This window comes from Novosphingobium hassiacum (assembly GCF_014196055.1).
In the GTDB taxonomy this organism is placed as follows: Bacteria; Pseudomonadota; Alphaproteobacteria; order Sphingomonadales; family Sphingomonadaceae; genus Novosphingobium; species Novosphingobium hassiacum.
In genome coordinates this window covers 119,136-137,576 of the sequence record NZ_JACICY010000001.1, presented here as the reverse complement: position 1 = coordinate 137,576, position 18,441 = coordinate 119,136, and the positions used below count along the sequence as shown (strand labels likewise).

The 18,441-nt window shown below is 60.6% G+C and carries 20 protein-coding genes; all 20 read left to right on the top strand.

Features of this window, described 5'->3' with window-relative positions:
• Positions 1-19: 19 nt before the first annotated feature.
• Positions 20-1,630, top strand: a complete 1,611-nt coding sequence (locus tag GGQ88_RS00615; protein WP_183611095.1) for a DUF935 domain-containing protein — start codon at positions 20-22, stop codon at positions 1,628-1,630.
• Positions 1,631-1,898: 268 nt separating this feature from the next.
• A complete protein-coding gene (locus GGQ88_RS00610; RefSeq protein ID WP_246385374.1) occupies positions 1,899-3,029 on the top strand; it encodes a PBECR3 domain-containing polyvalent protein in 1,131 nt (376 codons plus the stop codon).
• 79 nt (positions 3,030-3,108) lie between these two features.
• Positions 3,109-3,609, top strand: a complete 501-nt coding sequence (locus GGQ88_RS00605) for a phage virion morphogenesis protein (protein WP_183611093.1) — start codon at positions 3,109-3,111, stop codon at positions 3,607-3,609.
• Between the two features lie 179 nt (positions 3,610-3,788).
• The gene (locus tag GGQ88_RS00600; protein ID WP_183611092.1) at positions 3,789-4,715 is read left to right on the top strand and encodes a phage protease; all 927 of its coding nucleotides are present in this window, start codon (positions 3,789-3,791) and stop codon (positions 4,713-4,715) included.
• The gene (locus tag GGQ88_RS00595; protein ID WP_183611091.1) at positions 4,716-5,126 is read left to right on the top strand and encodes a hypothetical protein; all 411 of its coding nucleotides are present in this window, start codon (positions 4,716-4,718) and stop codon (positions 5,124-5,126) included. It begins immediately after the preceding gene.
• Between the two features lie 12 nt (positions 5,127-5,138).
• On the top strand, positions 5,139-6,038 hold the full coding sequence (locus GGQ88_RS00590; protein ID WP_183611090.1) for a Mu-like prophage major head subunit gpT family protein: 900 nt from the start codon (positions 5,139-5,141) through the stop codon (positions 6,036-6,038).
• 12 nt (positions 6,039-6,050) lie between these two features.
• Positions 6,051-6,452, top strand: coding sequence for a hypothetical protein (locus tag GGQ88_RS00585; RefSeq protein WP_183611089.1), 402 nt, complete (start codon positions 6,051-6,053; stop codon positions 6,450-6,452).
• 13 nt (positions 6,453-6,465) lie between these two features.
• Positions 6,466-6,894, top strand: coding sequence for a phage protein Gp36 family protein (locus GGQ88_RS00580; protein ID WP_183611088.1), 429 nt, complete (start codon positions 6,466-6,468; stop codon positions 6,892-6,894).
• On the top strand, positions 6,891-7,331 hold the full coding sequence (locus tag GGQ88_RS00575) for a phage tail terminator protein (RefSeq protein WP_183611087.1): 441 nt from the start codon (positions 6,891-6,893) through the stop codon (positions 7,329-7,331). Before GGQ88_RS00580 ends, GGQ88_RS00575 begins: the two co-directional genes overlap by 4 nt.
• Entirely contained in the window at positions 7,328-7,483 is a 156-nt protein-coding gene (locus GGQ88_RS00570; RefSeq protein WP_183611086.1) for a hypothetical protein, read from the top strand. Before GGQ88_RS00575 ends, GGQ88_RS00570 begins: the two co-directional genes overlap by 4 nt.
• Before the next feature lies 1 nt (position 7,484).
• Entirely contained in the window at positions 7,485-8,417 is a 933-nt protein-coding gene (locus GGQ88_RS00565; protein ID WP_183611085.1) for a phage tail tube protein, read from the top strand.
• Between the two features lie 61 nt (positions 8,418-8,478).
• Positions 8,479-8,802, top strand: coding sequence for a hypothetical protein (locus tag GGQ88_RS00560; protein ID WP_183611084.1), 324 nt, complete (start codon positions 8,479-8,481; stop codon positions 8,800-8,802).
• A gap of 53 nt (positions 8,803-8,855) precedes the next feature.
• Complete coding sequence (locus tag GGQ88_RS00555) at positions 8,856-9,179, top strand: DUF1799 domain-containing protein (protein WP_183611083.1); 324 nt, start codon at positions 8,856-8,858, stop codon at positions 9,177-9,179.
• Positions 9,179-12,751, top strand: a complete 3,573-nt coding sequence (locus tag GGQ88_RS00550) for a phage tail length tape measure family protein (protein WP_183611082.1) — start codon at positions 9,179-9,181, stop codon at positions 12,749-12,751. Before GGQ88_RS00555 ends, GGQ88_RS00550 begins: the two co-directional genes overlap by 1 nt.
• A complete protein-coding gene (locus GGQ88_RS00545; RefSeq protein ID WP_183611081.1) occupies positions 12,751-15,138 on the top strand; it encodes a hypothetical protein in 2,388 nt (795 codons plus the stop codon). Before GGQ88_RS00550 ends, GGQ88_RS00545 begins: the two co-directional genes overlap by 1 nt.
• 198 nt (positions 15,139-15,336) lie before the next feature.
• Positions 15,337-15,768 carry a hypothetical protein gene (locus tag GGQ88_RS00540; protein WP_183611080.1) on the top strand — a complete coding sequence of 144 codons (432 nt, stop codon included), beginning with the start codon at positions 15,337-15,339 and terminating at the stop codon, positions 15,766-15,768.
• A gap of 2 nt (positions 15,769-15,770) precedes the next feature.
• Positions 15,771-16,778, top strand: coding sequence for a tail fiber domain-containing protein (locus GGQ88_RS00535; RefSeq protein WP_183611079.1), 1,008 nt, complete (start codon positions 15,771-15,773; stop codon positions 16,776-16,778).
• Positions 16,775-17,143: a hypothetical protein gene (locus GGQ88_RS00530; protein ID WP_183611078.1), complete on the top strand. Its 369-nt coding sequence runs from the start codon at positions 16,775-16,777 to the stop codon at positions 17,141-17,143. The genes GGQ88_RS00535 and GGQ88_RS00530 overlap by 4 nt, the downstream gene beginning before the upstream one ends.
• Entirely contained in the window at positions 17,143-17,913 is a 771-nt protein-coding gene (locus GGQ88_RS00525) for a hypothetical protein (RefSeq protein ID WP_183611077.1), read from the top strand. The genes GGQ88_RS00530 and GGQ88_RS00525 overlap by 1 nt, the downstream gene beginning before the upstream one ends.
• Positions 17,914-18,030: 117 nt before the next feature.
• A complete protein-coding gene (locus GGQ88_RS00520) occupies positions 18,031-18,441 on the top strand; it encodes a hypothetical protein (protein WP_183611076.1) in 411 nt (136 codons plus the stop codon).

Genomic DNA, 18,441 nt, shown 5'->3' with positions numbered 1-18,441 from the left:
GTTTGATAAGGATTAAGACATGACGGGCCTGGTCGATCAATATGGGCAACCCCTTCGCCGGGAGCTGCTGACCCGCGAGATCGGCGGCGCGACGGTAGGCGGTGTGCGTTCGCCCATCGCGGGCTATCCCGCCAACGGGCTTAACCCAACGCGGCTGGCCGAGCTGCTGCGCGCCGCCGATTACGGCGAGCCGCTGGAATACTTCGAGCTGGCCGAACTGATCGAAGAGCGCGACCTGCACTATGCGGGCGTATTGGGCACCCGCAAACGCAGCGTCAGCCAGATCGACATCACGGTGGAAGCCGCCAGCGACGATGCTGAAGACGTGCGCCGTGCCGACATGGTGCGCGAATGGCTCAAGCGTGACGAGCTGGCCGACGAGTTGTTCGACATCCTTGACGCCATCGGCAAAGGCGTGAGCTTTACCGAAATCGTCTGGGATACTTCCGAAGGGCAGCTATGGCCCAAGCGCCTTGAATGGCGCGACTCACGCTGGTTTACGTTTGACCGCACGACAATGCGCCAGCCGATGTTGCGCGGCGGGATTGACGGTAACTCGGTGGCCGAGCCGCTGCCTGCGTTCCGGTTCATCTATACGCAGATCAAAGCCAAGTCTGGCCTGCCCGTCCGTTCAGGCATTGCGCGCATTGCGGCTTGGGCGTGGATGTTCAAGGCGTTCACCCAGCGCGACTGGGCAATCTTTGTGCAGACCTATGGCCAGCCCGTCCGCATCGGCAAATTCCACGAAGGCGCGACAAAGGAAGACAAGTCGACGCTATTTCGTGCGGTTGCCAACATCGCTGGCGATTGTGCGGCGATCATCCCGGAATCGATGTCGATCGACTTCATCGAATCGAAGAACGTCACTGCAGGATCAGACCTGTATGAGCGGCGGGCCGACTGGCTTGACCGGCAAATCTCGAAAGCGGTTGTCGGCCAGACCGGCACGACGGACAGCAAGCAAGGCGGGCTTGGGGACGGCGGCAACCAAGTGCACGAAGGCGTGCGCGAGGATATCGAGACAGCCGATTGCAAAACGCTTTCAGCCGTTCTCAACCGTGACCTGATCCGGCCATGGATGGATATCGAGTTCGGTCCATCCAAGAAATACCCGCGACTGGTCATTGCCCGCCCGAAGGCGGAAGACATCAAGCAGCTGACCGAGAGCCTGAAGGTATTCGTACCAATGGGCCTGCGCGTGCAGTCATCGGAGATCCGTGACAAGCTGGGCCTGTCTGATCCGGACAAAGGTTCGGAAGTGCTGCGCGCGCCTTCGGAAAGCGTTGTGCCGGCATCAATGGCAGGCGTTGATCCGGCTTTGCAAAAGCCGCCCGTTGCCCAACCACCGCTTCCAGCGCCCGCGCTGCAAAGCCAGCAAGAGGCCGCGCCAGCGCATAGTGCGGTACAGATAGCCGATGCGATTGCAGGCCGTGGCGATAGCGCCGTTGCAGGACTGGTCGACACGATTGAAACGATGTTGACCAAGGCAACCGACCTTGGCGAATTCCGGCTGATGCTGGCCAGTGCGTTCCCGCAGCTTGATGCGTCGAACCTTGCCGAAACGCTGGCGCAGGGCATCGCCACCGCGCACCTTGCAGGGCGTTCTGATCTGGTTGAGGAAAGCCAGTGAAGCAACCTCCCGATTTTTGCCCTGTAAGGCCTGTGGGGCGCACAAGCGCGGCGCTTCCCCGCAAAATCGTCGCAACCGCCTTCTTAGACCTTCTTAAACCCGTTTATGGGGCCATTGGGGGCCTGCTGTGAGCAGCCCGTCGGCAATATCCGGTGTGTTCGGAAAGCCGTTTGCCGAACAGGTTGCGTTCTTCAGGAACAAGCTGGGCAACCTTGTGCCCACGACAGCCTGGGACGACATCGAAGGCGCGGCGCATGATACCGGCTTCATGGTGGCAGGGGCCGTCAAGGCGGATTTGCTGAGTGATCTTGCGGCTGCCACCGATAAGGCAATCACCGAAGGCCGGGGGATCGAAGAGTTCCGCCGCGACTTCAAGTCGATTGTGGCCAAGAACGGATGGACTGGGTGGACGGGCGAAGGATCAGTCAAAGGCGAGGCTTGGCGCGTTGGCGTGATTTATCGCACCAACATGTACACCAGCTATTCCGCAGGGCGCTTTGCCCAACTGACGGCAGGCAACTTTGCCTATTGGGTTTATCGCCACGGCGGCAGTCGCGATCCGCGCCCGGAGCATCTGTCATGGAACGGCATGGCGCTGGAACCCGCACATGTGTTCTGGTCAACGCATTACCCGCCAAGCGACTGGGGCTGTTCTTGCTATGTGGTTGGAGCGCGGACAGCGGCGGCGGTGGGTCGCCTTGGTGGCGATCTGGCGAAAAAGCTGCCCGCCAACTGGCAAGCGCGTGATCCGAAGACAGGCGCACCTGTCGGCATTGGCAAAGGCTGGGGCTATGCGCCGGGGGCAAGCGTTGCTGACATTATCCAGAAGCTCGCGCCAAAGATTGGGAACTGGGATCATCAGATTGCCAAGGCATTTCTGAATTCCCTGCCCGATGAAAGCGCCGACGCCATTTCTAGAGCTTATCGCGCGTTGCCGTCCACGCAGGACGACGCCCGTCGATATGCCCAGCGGGTTTTCGCCGGGACGGAAGGTGGCACGGCAGATATGCGACCGCTACCACCTGTGCGCACGATGGGTTTGGTACCGTCTGATGACGCGCCCCGCATCCAAGAGCTTACCAAAACTGAAGTAGCTGGCTTTGACTACGTGTTCGACACCGATGGTGTGAAGCACGTGTTGCGACGGCATACCGATCAAGCGGTTGAAGCTGCAAGCGGACAGCGGGCCGTTACAGCGTCAGACTTTGTGCTGCTGCCGCGCGTCCTGTCCGATCCCGACGCCATCACGCGTTCATCCGATACGGGTTCTGCTGAAGCAGCCGTTGTTTATGAAAAAGTGATCAGTGGCGAAAAGTACGTCGTCGTGATGGCTGCGCGCGGCCAGAAGCGAAAGCAGCTCGCGCTAAAGACGATGTATATCAAGGCTCGGTGGAAGTGACGCGCCCCCATGCGGAACGTCCAGAACGTTCCCGGTTATTGGCCGGGCGCCATGATGCGCGCGTCTGGGAGGCCGTGTAATGCCATCTTCAGTAGAATTCAATGCCAGCAAAGCCCAAGCCGCAGTACGCGAAGCGATGCAGCGGCTGGAGGATGCAACACCACTGTTCCAGGACATCGTGGAATACATGCTCCAGGCCACCCGCGAGCGCTTTGTCACAGGCGTGGGGCCAGACGGCAAAGCATGGGCTCCGAAAAAGCAAAGCACGCTGGATCGGTACAAAAGGCTTGGTTACGGCAATTTGAACAAGGCGCTGATCGGACCAGGCCGCGCACTATCGCGGCAGGTTGTGGGTGCGGCCAATGCCAAAGGCGCGGCTATCGGTTCGGCATTGATCTATTCGCGGGTGATGCAAGAAGGTGCCGAGAAAGGCGCGTTTGGCACGGACCGGCGCGGGCGTTCGCTGCCTTGGGGCAAGATACCGGCGCGGATGTGGCTGGGCATTTCTGCGGCTGACGAACAAGCAATCATCGAAACCGCAGACGACTATTTGAGGCCGGTGTTGGACAACGAGGCGTGACGACAACACTTTGACGGCTTGACCTTCGCCGATCTGCGCGCCATTTAGCCTCAAAGCCCGCAAAACCGGGTGTTTCAAGCCCGCTTCGGCGGGCATATTTTTTGCGCATCGCGTGGGGCACACCCTTTCCGATGAAGCGCAAACCCTCACTTGTTCAAGCACTTTGCTCGGCTGTTGCAATGCCGCAGGTCGAAGGTGTGCCCGATTGGGTCCACCTGCTTCCGGCTGGTGCTGTGCGCACCATGGACGGGCGCGGACCATATGCCGTCAAATCATTGCAGGCCGTCGCCGCTGCTTCGTTGCCAGCGGGCGGAAAGCTGCCGATTGACGAATGTCATGCCATCGACCGCGCGCAACCTCTGGGCATGTCTGCCCCTGCGCGCGGCTGGATTGTAGAGCTGCAGGCACGCGAAGACGGGCTTTGGGGCCGCGTCGAATGGACGCCCACAGGCCGCCAGCTGATGGAAGACAAGGCTTATGTCGGGATCAGTCCCGCCATCCTGCACACCCAGCAAGGCCAAGTTCTGCAGGTGCTGCGCGCCAGCCTTACCAACACGCCAAACCTTCAGGGCCTTACGTCCCTGCATTCGGAGAATACCACTATGGATTGGAGGACGAAGCTTATCGAGCTGCTCGGGCTTGATAGCGAAGCCGACGATGCAGCCATCCAGGCGGCACTGTCAGCAAAGATGGGTGCCGTTCAAACGGAGCATTCGCAGAACCTGTTGCAGCACCCGGCAGTTCTGGCGCTGCAGTCGCAGGTCGTTGATCTGACCGGCCAGCTCCAAGGCTTGCAGGAAGACGGAAAGCGGACTGCCGCAACTGCGTTCGTAGACGCTGCGATTGCCGCTGGCCGGGTGGGCGTGAAGCCACTGCGTGATGATTACATCGCACTCCACATGGAGAACGCAGACCGCGCCCAGAAGCTGATCAACGCGCAGCCTGCGGTGATCGGCGCAGGCTTGGCCGACGCCGTGCCTGACCAGGGCGCGAAGCCCGGTGATCTCACTGCCACCGACAGCATGATCATGTCGCTCTTCGGGGTGGACGAAGAAGAATACCGGAAGGGCCTTGCGGCATCCGGCCAGCAGAAGGGGAACTTGTAAATGGTCGCTCTCGTCGGTCCGCGTAGCACGCCCGAAAAGGTCGGGTCAGAGCGCGCCATCCCGCTCACAGCCAACGCCAAGGTCTTCCAAGGCGCGATGGTACAGGTTTCCGCAGCCGGGTTCGGCGTTGCGGCCACTGCAACGGCTGCCAACATCGCCGCAGGCGTGGCCCGCGAAACGGTGGATAATGCCGGGGGGGCGAACGGCGCTGTCGCGGTCAAGACCCGTCGCGGGATCTTCCGCTTCGCCAACTCTGCAGCCGGTGACCTGATCACACGGAGCGAGATCGGCAAACAGGTCTTCGTCGTGGACGATCAGACCGTCGCCAAGACCAACAACGCTGGTGCCCGCCCTGTCGCTGGTACCTGCTTCGACGTGGACGCCCAGGGCGTCTGGGTCGAGTTCCTCTAAGGAAGCCCTGACATGCTGATCAATTCCGAAAATCTGAACAAGCTGCGCGTCGGCTTCAACGCCGCCTACCGCCGCATTCTTGGCCAAGCGACGGCCATGTCGCCCATGGTGTCGACACGCGTCCCTTCAACGCAAAAGAGCCAGACATATGGCTGGCTGGGCAAAATCCCGAACGTGCGTGAATGGATCGGTGCCCGTGTCGTCCAGAACATCTCCGAAGGTGATTACACCATCAAGGAGAAGCCCTGGGAACTGACCATTGGCGTTGATCGTGATGATATTGAGACCGACAACCTCGGCCAATACAATCCGCTCTTTGAAGAAATGGGCAATTCGACCGGCGGCCATGTCGAGATGCTTGTGTTCGCCATGCTGGCGGCGGGCTTCACGACCAACTGCTATGACGGGCAGTTCTACTTCGACACCGACCACCCGATTTTGGACAAGGATGGCAATCCAACCACGTTCGCCAATACCGATGGCGGCGCGGGCACTCCTTGGTTCCTGATTGACGTGAGCCGTTCGATCAAGCCCATCATCTTGCAGGTGCGCAAGGACTTTGGCGACATCGTTGCCAAGGACAAGGTCACCGACGAGAACGTCTTCGACCTCAACGAATTCCGCTATGGCGTGGATGCCCGCATGAACGTGGGCTACAGCTTCCCGCAACTCGCGTGGGGCTCGAAGCAGCCTCTTACCCCGGCCAACTTTGCAATCGCCAAAGCTGCGCTCGGCAACATGAAGGGCGATTACGGTCGTCCGCTCGGCCTTGGGCAGAAGCTCTTGCTGGTCGTTCCGCCAACCTTTGAAGGCGCTGGCCGCACGATCATCAAGTCGCAGCTGGTCAACGGCGGCGAAAGCAACCCATGGGCAGGCGCGGCTGAACTAGCCGTCGTGCCCTGGCTGAGCTGAGAGGGCTGAGCGATGGCAACCAAACGTAAGGGGGCTGCCGGTGTAAAACCGGCAGCTGCCATCACAGCGGAAACGCCGGTCGATCAAGCGGCACTCGCCAACGTTGGCGCGGCTGTCGAAGCGGCTAAGGCAAATGATGCGCAGGTTATCTTTGCGCAGCAGCCGGGGCAGACGGCCCAAGCGCTTTTAGCACCTGAGATCAGCGGCGGCGCTCCTGAGGGCGGTGTGACCAGCAAAAAGGCTCCGCGCGAAAAGTCGATCAGCGTTTCTGCTCAGCCGGGAAAGACACGCTGGCGGATCGGCAGACAGTTCAGCCCTGAAGCAACGGTGATCGCTCTTTCCACGCTGAGCGATGATGAGCTGGAGCGACTGAAGTCTGATCCGCAGTTGACCATCAAACCAATCGAAGACTGAGAGCGAACAGCCAGTGCCATATGCCTCTCAGCAGTTGCTGGTCGACCGGTACGGGGAGCGCCTGCTTTTGCAGGTTGCCGACCGGTCCGACCCGCCTGCAGGAACAATTGACGCAAGTGTGGTGGCGCGTGCGCTGTCAGATACCGACGCGATGATTGATGGCTATCTTGCTGGCCGTTACGTTTTGCCACTGGAAACCACGCCGCCCCTGCTGATCGACCTGGCTGCGCAGATTGCGATCTACAAGCTGCACATTTACGCGCCCGACCAGAAGATCGCAGACGATTACAAGGATGCGGTTTCGGCCCTGACCAAGATTGCAAACGGCGTCGTTCGGTTGCCGGTGGCAGGCGTTGAACCTGCCGGTGCCGGTAGCGCAGGCGTCGTGACGATTGATCGTGAGCGCGACTTCACGCCCGAAAACCTGAAGGGCTGGATATGATCCGGATCGATGACGTCCGGGCGCGGATCGAGGCGCGGGTTCCTGCGCTGGCGGGCAAAATGGGCAACGCCGGGCAGTTTGCCCAACTGGTCGAGCGCAACCAGATGCCGCAGCACACCTGCGCGGGCTTTGTCCTGCCGGGCGGGCTGCAAGGCGGCACGACGAATGCGATTAGCGGCCTGTTCACGCAAAGCTTTGTTGAAACGGCCATCGTCGTTTTGGCCGCCCGCGTTGCGAATGACCCGACCGGGGAGCGCGCCACCGATGAACTGACACCGTTGGTTCGTGAAGTGATCGAGGCGGTGTGCGGCTGGGGACCGGACGATGCACCGGGCATATTCATTCTGAGTTCGGGCGAACTGGTCGGCACGCAGGCCGGGACGCTGGTTTACCAGATCGACTTCCAACTTTCCGATCAATTGAGGATCACGCCATGACGAAGATTAAGGCTGGTGCGCCCGCACCTGAAGCGGAAACGCCCGTTGCAGTTGCGCCCGTCGCGCCCGCCCAACCCGAAGAGCAACCCAGCGAAGGCGGATCATACATCCGCAATCCGGACGGTTCTCTGACCCGCGAAGAGGAGGCCTGAGATGCCTAAGTTCTGGCGATCAAAGACGATCCTTGTGAAAACCGAAACGCCGTATGGCACAGACAGTGTGCCAACAGGCGCGGCCAACGCGATGCTTGTTTCGGACGTGACTTATGCGCCGATGGAAGGCGAAGACGTTTCGCGCAATCTTGAACGGACATTCTTTGGCGCGCAGCCATCGGTGCCGGTGGGCCTGCGTTGCGTTCTCAGCTTTTCCGTCGAGGCGGTCGGCTCCGGCACTGCTGGTACAGCTCCGGCTTGGTCTGTCTTGATGCGGGCCTGCGGCGCTGCCCAGGTCATCACTGCCGCAACTCGAGTAGAATACACGCCAATCACGGATAACCCGGAATCGGCCACGCTCTATTTCGACGTGGATGGCACACGCCATGTGATGCTCGGCTCACGGGGAACGTGGGTTTACCGGTTGAACGCGCAAGGCATCCCCGTCTTTGCATTCACCTTTACCGGGCTGTTTGCGCTGCCGAGCGAACAGACAAAACCGGTTCCAGTCTACACCGGGTTCCTAGCGCCACAGGTGGCAACAACGGCAAACACGCCGGTCTTTACGGTTGGCGGTACCACACTCAAGCTGCGCACGTTCGAGCTGAACCTGGGCAACGTGGTGACACCCCGCTTGCTGATCGGCGGGCAAAGCATCCTGATCACGGATCGCAACGAGACGATGACCGCGCAGGTCGAAGCCGAAGCTTTGACCGTCTACAATCCGTTCCAGCAGGCGCAAAACGCAGCGACGGTGGCACTTGCGCTGGAACATGGCACGGTCGCAGGGCGCAGGGTCAAACTCGCAATCCCTGCCGCGCAGCAGCAGCGCTTGACCGGTTACGAGAACCAGGACGGCATTCTTGAATGGCCGCTGTCGTTCTCGCCGCAGCCGGTCGTTGGCAACGATCAATGGAAGATCACGCTCGATTAACACCGGCATGAGGCGGCTCTGAGAGCCGCTTCACCGGCCTCTTACGCTACAGGAAATGCCCATGTTCAAAGTTGTCGCTGTACCCAAGTTCACCCGCCCTGTTCAGGTTCTTGTGCCGACCGATGGCGGCCATATCGAGCAATCGTTCAAGGCCACGTTCATCGTGGAAGATGTCGAAAAGCTGTCCGAGATACAGGATGAAGGCGGGCAAAAGGCAGTGCTGCAGCGCGTAGTTTGTCACATGGACGATCTGGTTGGCGATGATGACCAGGCACTGCCGTATTCTGATACCTTGCGCGACCAGCTGATCGGCATTCCTTATGTCCGGATCGCGCTGTTCCAAACGTATCTGACGGCGGTGACCAAGGCCAAGACGGGAAACTGAAGGCCGCTGCGCGCCACTGGGCGCGCGGCGGCAAGCCGGACCTGGCCGACGCCATGCGCGAGGCCCGAGAGTTTGGCATTCCCGAGGAGCACATCGCGCAGATCGAGCAAAGTCGCGAAGGCGCTGAATTTGAAGTTTGGGCTGACAACTGGCCAACAGTTGAAGCGTTCTTGTTCGTCTCAACCCAATGGAATGTGGCGCAGCAAGGCGGCGGACTGGCACCGGGCCACATGCTCTACATCGGCTTGGATTATGCCTGCGTTGCAGCCGGGCTTTGCGGGGCCGGCATTGAAGCCAGCCCAGAGATTTGGCGGGGCCTGCGCATAATGGAAGCGGCGGCCCGCAACACCCTCAACGGGATTGTGGAAACCGACTGATGACACTGAAAACATCCCTGGTCATTGCTGGCGACACATCGGGCGCAGTCAGCGCGCTGGGCAGCCTGGACAAGAGCCTTGCGGGCGCGGCGGCAGAAGCCAAGCGCATGGAACAGGCATTTGCCGCAGCCGACAAACAGATCGAGGCGCTGGCAGCAGCTCAGGCGCGGGCAGCGCAGGAAACGTTGAAGGCTAAGACTGCGTTCAATGCCGGTGACATAAGCCTTCAGCAATACAACGCGCGACTGCTGGAAACGAAGACCGGCCTGTCAGTGTTCGAGGCTGGCCACCGGAATGCCGTGACGGCATTGAAACAGGCGCAGGCTTCATTGGCCGGTGCCAAGGTGTCTACCGGCCAAGCAGCGGCAGGATACCAGAACTTTGGCCGCCAGGTGCAGGACGTGGCCGTGCAGATCCAAGGTGGCGCGAACATTGGCACGATCATCTCCCAGCAAGGCGGGCAGATCGCTGATGCCGTCGCACAGATGGGCGGGCGCTTTGCTGGGCTCGCCTCATTCCTTGCAGGGCCTTGGGGCGCGGCCCTGATCGTCGGAACCGGGCTGCTCGTGAACCTTGGGATCGAGCTCTACAATTCGGCGGATGCAGCAGACGCAAATGCAAAGTCACTGACTGACGTGAAGCTTGCCACAAATGGCTTGTCCGATGCGCAGTCGGTTCTGGGTAGCATGTTTGATCTCGCAACAGGCAAGATCAAAGCTCAGAACGAAATGCTGCGACTCAATGTCACGCTCACCGCAATTAAGCTTCGTGCGGAGGCCAGCGCGGAGCGGGCTAACTCAGAACGGACCACCAATAAGTTCTCGCAGGGCAACTTGGGCCTTTCCCTCGGTCAAAAAGCTGCGGGTGCGCTTGGCATTCCTGTTGGTGGGGCGGTCGGACGCGAATCACAAGTCCGGGAACTTGTTTCTGATTTCCGGTCTGGGAAGGTGGATTCGATTGGCGCGGCGAAACGTGCCGCAGGCTTGGATTTTACAGGCCTTTCGGTCTCTAAGTCAGAGTTCCTGCAAGCGATCAGCGATGGCGTGTCGGGACCAGGCAAAGAGAAAATTGCCAATCTGATCGAGAAGTCACTCGAGAAAGGCCAGCTTGACCCAACATTCCGGGAGGAAAAGAACGGTCGGAACAAGCGTAACAACTCGGCAGAGCGTGAGAGGAAAGCGGCTCTTGCGCGTGAAGAATATGGCGAAGGCACTGCCAAAAAGATTGCCGATATCCGCGACCAGTTCTCAGACCTGCCTACTGCTGTTGGCCGAGCCAACAATGCAATGCGGGATCTCGACAAGATATCTGGCGACCTCGCGCGCAGGCCGTTGACGCCGAATGTTAAGGCGTTGGTCGATGAAATTGGCCGCGCGAAAGCTGCGATCAACGAAAGCCTGAACCGCCCGTTCAACGACTTTCTAGAGCAGGCGCGCGAAGGCGCTGAGATCGACAAGCTGTTGCTGGCTGGCCGTGACGATGAAGCACGGGCGTTGCAGATTGTGTTGGGCCTTCAGGAAAAGCAGGGGCCGCTCCAGCAAGAGCAGCTGGACGCGGTACTGGCGACAGTACGTGGCGAGCGTGAACGCTCGGCGGTGCTGCGCGATCAGCGCGCGTTGATCTCGGCCAATGTTGCGGCGGTGCAGGATTTCCGTGGAGCGCTGGAAGGGACGGTAGCCGATGCGCTGCGGGGCCGGTTCTCGATTGAGCGGGTGCTTTCATCCATCGGCAACAGCTTCATCACGATCACGTCGAAGAAGCTGGTTGAGAACATGTTCGGCGATACGCTGCGCCAGCTGGAGGCGCAGGCCACCGGCGCGGATAAAGTGGACGCGGCGGGCACGCGCATCGCGTCATCGCTTGATGATGGGGCAAAGGCGGTCAAATCCTTTGCCGACGTGGTCAACACTGCCATCGCAGCAATCCGGGGCAGCAATGGTTCGTCCAGCGCGACAGCAAGCCTTGCCTCTGTTGCCGGTGGCGCTGCCGGTTCAGTGAGCGACCTGTTTGGCAAGCTGACTTCGGGCGTGGCGGAAAAGATTGCCCAGAACGCTGGCGCGATGGGAAGCGGCGGCGTCCCTGAGACGAGCGGCGACGAAATTGTCGTGACGGCCAACAAAAGCCGCAAGGTCGATCTATCGGGAACGAACGGGCTGCTGATCGACATGGTAGACCGGACCCTGCAACAAATCGGCGTCCGCATTCCCACCGTTGTAACGGCGGGCATCAAGGGCGCGTTGGCCAAGCTCGAACAATCATTACCGCAAGCGCTGCAAGGGGCATTCACCGGCACGGCAGCGTCGCGCATCTTCCTTGGCGACAAAGGCACGACCGGAATGATCGGCAGCGCCATTGGCGGCGCGCTGGGCGGGAAGCTGGGCGAGCAGGTTTTGACCAAAGGCTTGACCGCTGTCGGCGGAAAGGCGTTGGGCAGCTTGGCCGGGCCTCTCGGTTCAGCCCTTGGCGGCGTGCTGGGCGGGCTGATCGGCGGGGCGTTCAAGAAGACCACATCGGGCGGCGCTTCGATTGGCTTGAACGCACAAGGCAATGCGGGCGTTACCGGCACGGCGGGCAACAGTGCGGACCTGAAGAAAACGGCGTCGGGCTTTGGCGGGACGGTGGTTTCGGCGTTGGACCAGATCGCGCAGGCGCTGGGCGCTGACCTTGGCGCGTTCAACGTGGCCATTGGCAAGCGGTCATCGGGTTACATCAAGGTTTCGGCCAGCGGGAATGCTGCTGCCACCACCGGCAAGAAAGTGACCTCTGACATCATCTACAACGGCAAAGATGAAGGCGAGGCGATCATGGCCGCGCTGGCCAATGCCATTGGTGACGGGGCAATCAAGGGCGTTTCAGCAGCGGTGCAACGCGCTCTCAAATCATCGACCGATGTCGACAAGGCCGTGAAGGAAGCGTTGAAGGTTCAGCAGGTGGAGCTGGCGATTGGCGGCATTGGTGCCGAAATGGCCAAAGCCTTCAGCGACTTTGAGCGGCAGGCCGCCGAGCGTCTGAAGATTGCGCGGCAATACGGCTTTGACGTGGCCAAGCTTGAACAGGTCAACGCCAAGGATCGCCTGAAGCTGAATGAGAAACTGCTGAAAGAGCAGGTTGGCAGCTTGCAGGATTTGATCGCGGAAATGACCTCGGGTTCATTGTTCGAAGGATCATCGGTGGACCAGCGGGCCAAGCTGCTCGATCAGATTTCGGCAACGCGGGCGCAGGCAGCAGCTGGGGAAGAAGGCGCGGCAGACAAGCTGGCGCAGCTGCTGCAGCAACTCAATTCCGTGTCGCGCGATGCCTTTGGCACCACGGGCGGATTTGCGGCTGACCGGTCCACCATCCTTGATGTGGCCCGCGAGACCGTGGCGGCAGCAAACCAGCGGATCGCCGATGCCCAGAAGGCAACCGACCCGGCGCTGGCAGAAACCAACGGGCAGCTCGATGAGGCAAACGACCAGCTTTCACGGTTGGCGGCGCTGACGGGCGAGAGCGTGGAATATCTGCGGGCGATGTCAAACAACCTGTTCTTTACCGGGTTTGGCAATCTTGCTGCCACAGCCGGGTTCCGTTGATGCCGTCCAAGGTTATCCTGATCGACGCATCGCCGCGCCGCGCAAATGATGGCGTTGCAGAGGCGGTGCGGCTTGCCGGTGGCGGCGGGCAGTTCCCGTACTACTATAACGGGCAGCACTATCGTGCAGGCGTGGTGCAGCTGCCGACTATTGTTACGGCGATTACGTTTGACGGCGGTGACTTTGGCGCGGGCGGTGTTCCGCAGGCGGCGGAATTGCAGTGGGCGGCATCGCGCAAGGCAGACCTTGCCGCGATTGCCAATTACTTCTGGATCGATGCGCCAATCACCGTGCGGATTGGTGATGAGAATTCAGTGGGCACGCTGCCTGCGGTGACGATTACCGGCAAGGTGTTGAGCGCGGCCGTTGATGGCGGCGTGGTGAAGCTGCAGCTGAGTGACCCGGCAGCGGACCTTAAGAAGCCGCTTTTGACATCGCGGTTCGGCGGCACTGGCGGCGTTGACGGGCCGGTTGAATGGGATGGCCGGATCAAGCCCCGTGTTTGGGGCCGCGTGTGGAACCTTGAGGGTGAGCGGATTGATCCAGCCAATAACGTCTATTGCTTTGCCGATCCTGCGCGCCAGATCCAGTCGTTCGATGCCCTGCGCGATAAGGGTGCGCCAGCGGCGGCCATCAACGTGCTGGCATGGCAAGGATCGGTGGCGGCAACCTTTACGGCGTTGCAGGCAGCCGTTGCGCCACAGGGCGGCGGCGTGGCCTGTCCGTCCATCGCCTGCGTCAAGTGGTGGACCCAGCCTGCGGGCGCGCTGACAGCGGACCTGAAAGGCGAGATTGGCGCAGGGTACGTCGAGACCACGGCGCAGATCGTGCAGCGGCTTGTCCAGGCGGGACCGAACACACCATTTGCGGCCGGAACAATTGCGGCAGCACAAGCCGCGCGGCCTGCGCCGGTGGGCTGGGTTGCCCAGGATGACAGCACCGGCACCGCCAGCATGATCGAGGAGCTGCTCGGCAATTCATCATTGCTGTGGCTGCTCAACGCCAGCGGCGAGATTGTGATCCGTGAATGGGCATGGGGCGCAGGCGTTGCATCTGGCGTGAGCCAATCGGTAAAGCGGACATCAGTGATCGCGCCGGTGGGTACGCGGAAGCTGGGTTTCAAGCGCAATGAAACACAGATGGCGCGTGGCGATCTGGCAGCCGTCGTGCTGGTCGATGACGTTGTTTATGGCGACGGCACACCGGTGTCGCAGGCCGTGGAAGATGCCTACGCACTGGCCGCTGCGCGCGGCAAGGTGTGGACGACGTCAACGATTCCAAGCGTTGCGCAAAGCAATGTGGGCGACACATGGATTGCGCCGGATGGCACGTTCTATGAGCGCGTCAACGATGGCGGCATTCTGCTGGGCGGCTTTGCGATCAGATTGGCTGGCTTCCGCCCGCGTATTGCCTGGACGCTGGCTGCCAATCAGGTTTTGCGCGATACGCTGGCCCAAGCCGATGCCGCGTACACAAGCGCCAACGATGCGATTGACCAGTTGATTGATCTGGCGAGCGACGGCGTTTTGAGCCGCAACGAGAAGATCACCAAGTTGGTGCCCGAGAGCGCGCGGCTTGCCGATAAGTGGGCTTCGCTATCAGCCATTGCCACATCGTTGGCCGTAAGCACGGCAACCGCCAGCGGCGCGCGGACGGCGTGGCTGACATATCTGGCTGCGCTGGTTCCGGCTTGGAACGATACGGCGCAAGATACGACCGTATCACGCGCGGCATTCGACGCGGCGCGCGACGCTTATGATACGGCGCTTTATGAGTTGGACCGGGCTATCAAGGCCAAGGCCGCTACGGTTGCGACATGGGCTGGCCTAACCGGGACAGGTGGCCAACCGACCGGCAATGATGTGGCCGCGACGATCAGTCCGGGCGGTGGGATAGCTGCCAATCAGGTTAACACCCAGTCGGTTGTGAGTGGCGCGCTTTCAGGGACGACTATCGTTTCAGGTTCGGGAAGTAGCTCACCTTTCGCGGCGGTGCGCGAATTGGCCTATGTGACCATTCCGACATTGGACGCTGGAACTGTTGGCATCCGGCTTGGGCTTTATGGGCAGATCAAGGATGTGGGCAGCGGCTACACGCCCGGTTACCCGATGCTGCGGCTGTATCGCGTTTCGGCTGCCAATGCGGCTGCATACCTCGCGAGCAGTCCGCGCAATCCATCGGTGCAGGGTGTGCCGATGAACCGCAATATCACTCTGCCGAACTGGTCGAACATCGATATGGGCGGGACGCTTCTGTTCAACACCACGACACCCGCAGCGGGCGACCTTTACGTTCTGGGCATCGACGTAGCTACAAATCCACCAAGCGCGGGATCGTGGGCTTGGAATTGGCGCGCGGACATCGCGCTCGACATCGTGAAGAGGTGAGCATGACAATTTGGGCCATTGGGCGCGTTGGGCAGCGCCATCGTTGCACCGTTGAAACCACCGATCCGGCACATGTTCTAGTGCAAATGGAGCCGGGCGAGGTTTGCGCTCCAATCAGTCGCGGGCAAGCTGATAGCGAGGCCGGAGTGCGGTTGCTGGGGAGCATGGAAAGTGAAGACATCATTGCGGAGAGTGGCGATGCGTAAGGCGCTAATCCTGCTCGCCCTTCTGGGCGCGTGCCGTTCGGAAACGGCGCAAACTCCAGCGCCGATGCCAATCAGTGGTGTGACGTCCGTAGCCGAAGCCTTCACGCCATCTGATGCGAATACGTTGCGGGTGACGGTTACGGTTGGCTCAAGCGATCCGGCAATCGTCCGCCTTTATGGCTGGACGCCAGAGCAGGCCAATCAAGTCCGCGCATACGCGGCTGACAACGGCGGCGCGCTTGGCCGTTGGGCATTGGGGCCGATTGCATCGAAGCCGATTATGGCCGGGCCGCCGGGCGTGGTGGAACTTGCTGCGCCAGCGCGCGCCGGATGGTTTTACGCGGCGGCTATCGAGCCGCTTTCGGCGCAGAACGGCGGCACGTTTGATGTGCCCCGTGTTTCGATGTCATTCGGGAGGGATTGATTATGGCTATTGAACAAGATTGGGAAGCATATGCCAATCAAGGCACTTTGGGCGCAACTGATACGATCCTTGCTCGGACAGCTGCCGGGGCTGGTGTTGAAGTTCCGGGGAGCGCACTGGCGCGTGTAGACGCTTTATATGGAGTGCCAGCTTTGGGCGCTGTAGGTGGTGGGGTGTCAGCCAACACTGATGGAGCCGCTTATTTTGGTGGCTGTGCGTTTTATGCAGGAAATTTTCGGAATACCATAAGTGGCCAAGGTGGTTGGGCGGCCCGCAATTCCGGCGGTGTGTTTACGGTTTTCACAGGCAACAATCCCGGACCTGCTGGATCAATAATTGGAATGAGCGAGCGGATGCGCATCGACGGATCCGGCGTATTCCATTTTTGCACCGCTTCAGCGTCTGGGCTTTACAACGGTTCGTCGAATAACCCGGGAGTGGTCATCGAGCCATCAGGGACGCTCTTAATTCAGCGTAACTCTGGCACGAATTGCTGGATGTCAAAAGCAGCCGGATATTCAGATGGCGGTTATGTAGCCTTTGCAGTCAATGGCGTTGGCGTTGGAGGTATCTCTACCAATGGATCATCCACCTCTTACAGCACCTCATCAGATTATCGACTGAAGGATGATCTGAAGCCTTTGACTGGCGCGCTAGACCGCATTCTAAGCCTGCCGGTTTACGACTTTCGTTGGAAAACCACTGGAGAGCGTGCGCATGGGTTTATGGCCCATGAGTATGGTGAAGTGATCCGAGGTGGCGCTACCGGCAAGAAGGACGGAATGCGCGAGGAAATCGTCATCGTGGAGCCGGCTGTTGAGCCTGTTTTCGATGAAGCAGGTGGACTTGTGACTCCAGGCGTCGAAGCGGTGACGCGCACAGAATTGGTGCCTGATTATCAGGGAATCGATCAAAGCAAGGTGACCCCTGATCTGGTTGGGGCAGTGCAGGAAATGGCTGGGATTATAGAGGAATTGCGCGCGCGGGTGGCAGCGCTGGAGGCGATGTGACCGCTGTTGATCCGATCTATGCCCAATGGTTGATGGCGCAGGCGCTGTGGCAGGTATCTGCCGACGCCACGCTGAATGCCCGCTGGGGCGCGACCGCACAAACCACCGAGCGGGTGACCACGATTGCGATTGAGGCCGATGCCACGGCAGAGGCCGCGCGGCAGATCGCGTTCCTTGGCGGCAATGGCCCGCTGGCGATTGAAGAGCATGAGCTGGTTGGCGAATGGGCGCAGTACCTTGGCCGGATCATCACCTTGACGATTGACCGGCTCGGCTATGACGCGGGCCTCAATGTTTTTGTGATCGGCGCGCAGGACAATCGCGGCGCTGGCACTTCCATCCTTACCGTGATCCGGAGGCTGTAATGGGCAACGTATTGATCCTTTCGCCCACGCCGATTGCAGCGATTGCGACATCGCGTGGAAGCGGCGTTGCAAACCTGTTGACGCCTTCGCCAAAGGAAGTGTGGATCGACATAGCGGTGGGATCGGTTGCGAACATCGACATCGATTTTGGCGCGGTGGTGCCGGTTGATACTGTGTTCTTGGGCCATGTGTTTCCACCTGCTGCAGGGGCGGCGTGGACGATCACGGGCGGCACGGCTGCCTATACCACCACGACGCTCAAAGCATCGGGAGCGTTGCGCGCCGTTGATACGGCATCGCGCAGCCCGCAGCAGACGCATGCCTTCTGGACCGGGGCCGTGGCCAACATCCGCTATCTGCGACTGGCCGTGCAGCAGCCAGCCGGAAGCCCGGTATTGCGCGCGGGCGTGGTGATGGCGGGTAAGGATTGGCAGCCCCAGTTCAACATGGAATTCGGCAGCGGGCGGCGCGTGATCGACACCGGCACCGTGGCCAGCCTGCCCGATGGCGGCTTTGCCACGATGACCGGCGCGCGCAAGCGGGCGTTCAGCTGGACGTTGGGCGATTTGAGCGTTGCCGAGACCGACGCGCTCGAAGAGCTGTTGCTCGATCATGGCGAGACGGTGCCGCTGCTGGTGGTGAGCGATCCTGATGCCACAACCGGCCAGCGCAGCCGCATTCACTATGGCCTGTTCACGGGGCTTAAGGCTTACGAGCGGCGCAACGCCGCCCAGACCCGCTTCGACTTCCAGTTTGAAGAGTGGATTTGAGCCAGTTCTGAGAGCCTGTTTATTGCCCGCTTAGGGGGGCATATTTTTCTTGCATCAGGTGGGTGAAACATCGGTCGATCAGGGGTGTCACTCGGCACCCGCCTGGAGACCCTTTCAATGGCAGACCCCCAATTTTCCGTAGCCGTTCGCAACGCCATCCTTGACATCATTGAGGCGACAATCGGCGCCAACCCCATCATGCGCATCCGGACCGGCGCTGCGCCAGCCAACACGGCGGCGGCCCGTACAGGAACGGTCCTAGCCACGATCAACCTCCCATCCGATTGGATGCTGGCAGCGGCTGGCGGCAGCAAGAGCAAATCAGGCACTTGGGAAGACATCAGCGCCGACGCGGCGGGCAACGCTGCGCACTTCGAAATCATGGATAGCACTGGCGCGACTTGCCACATGCAGGGCGATATTAGCGCGACTGGCGGCGGCGGGTTCCTTCAGGTTGATAACGTGGTGTTCGCTGCCGCTCAGCAGTTCACGGTGTCTGTCTTCACGCTCAACGCCCCAGGCAGTTAA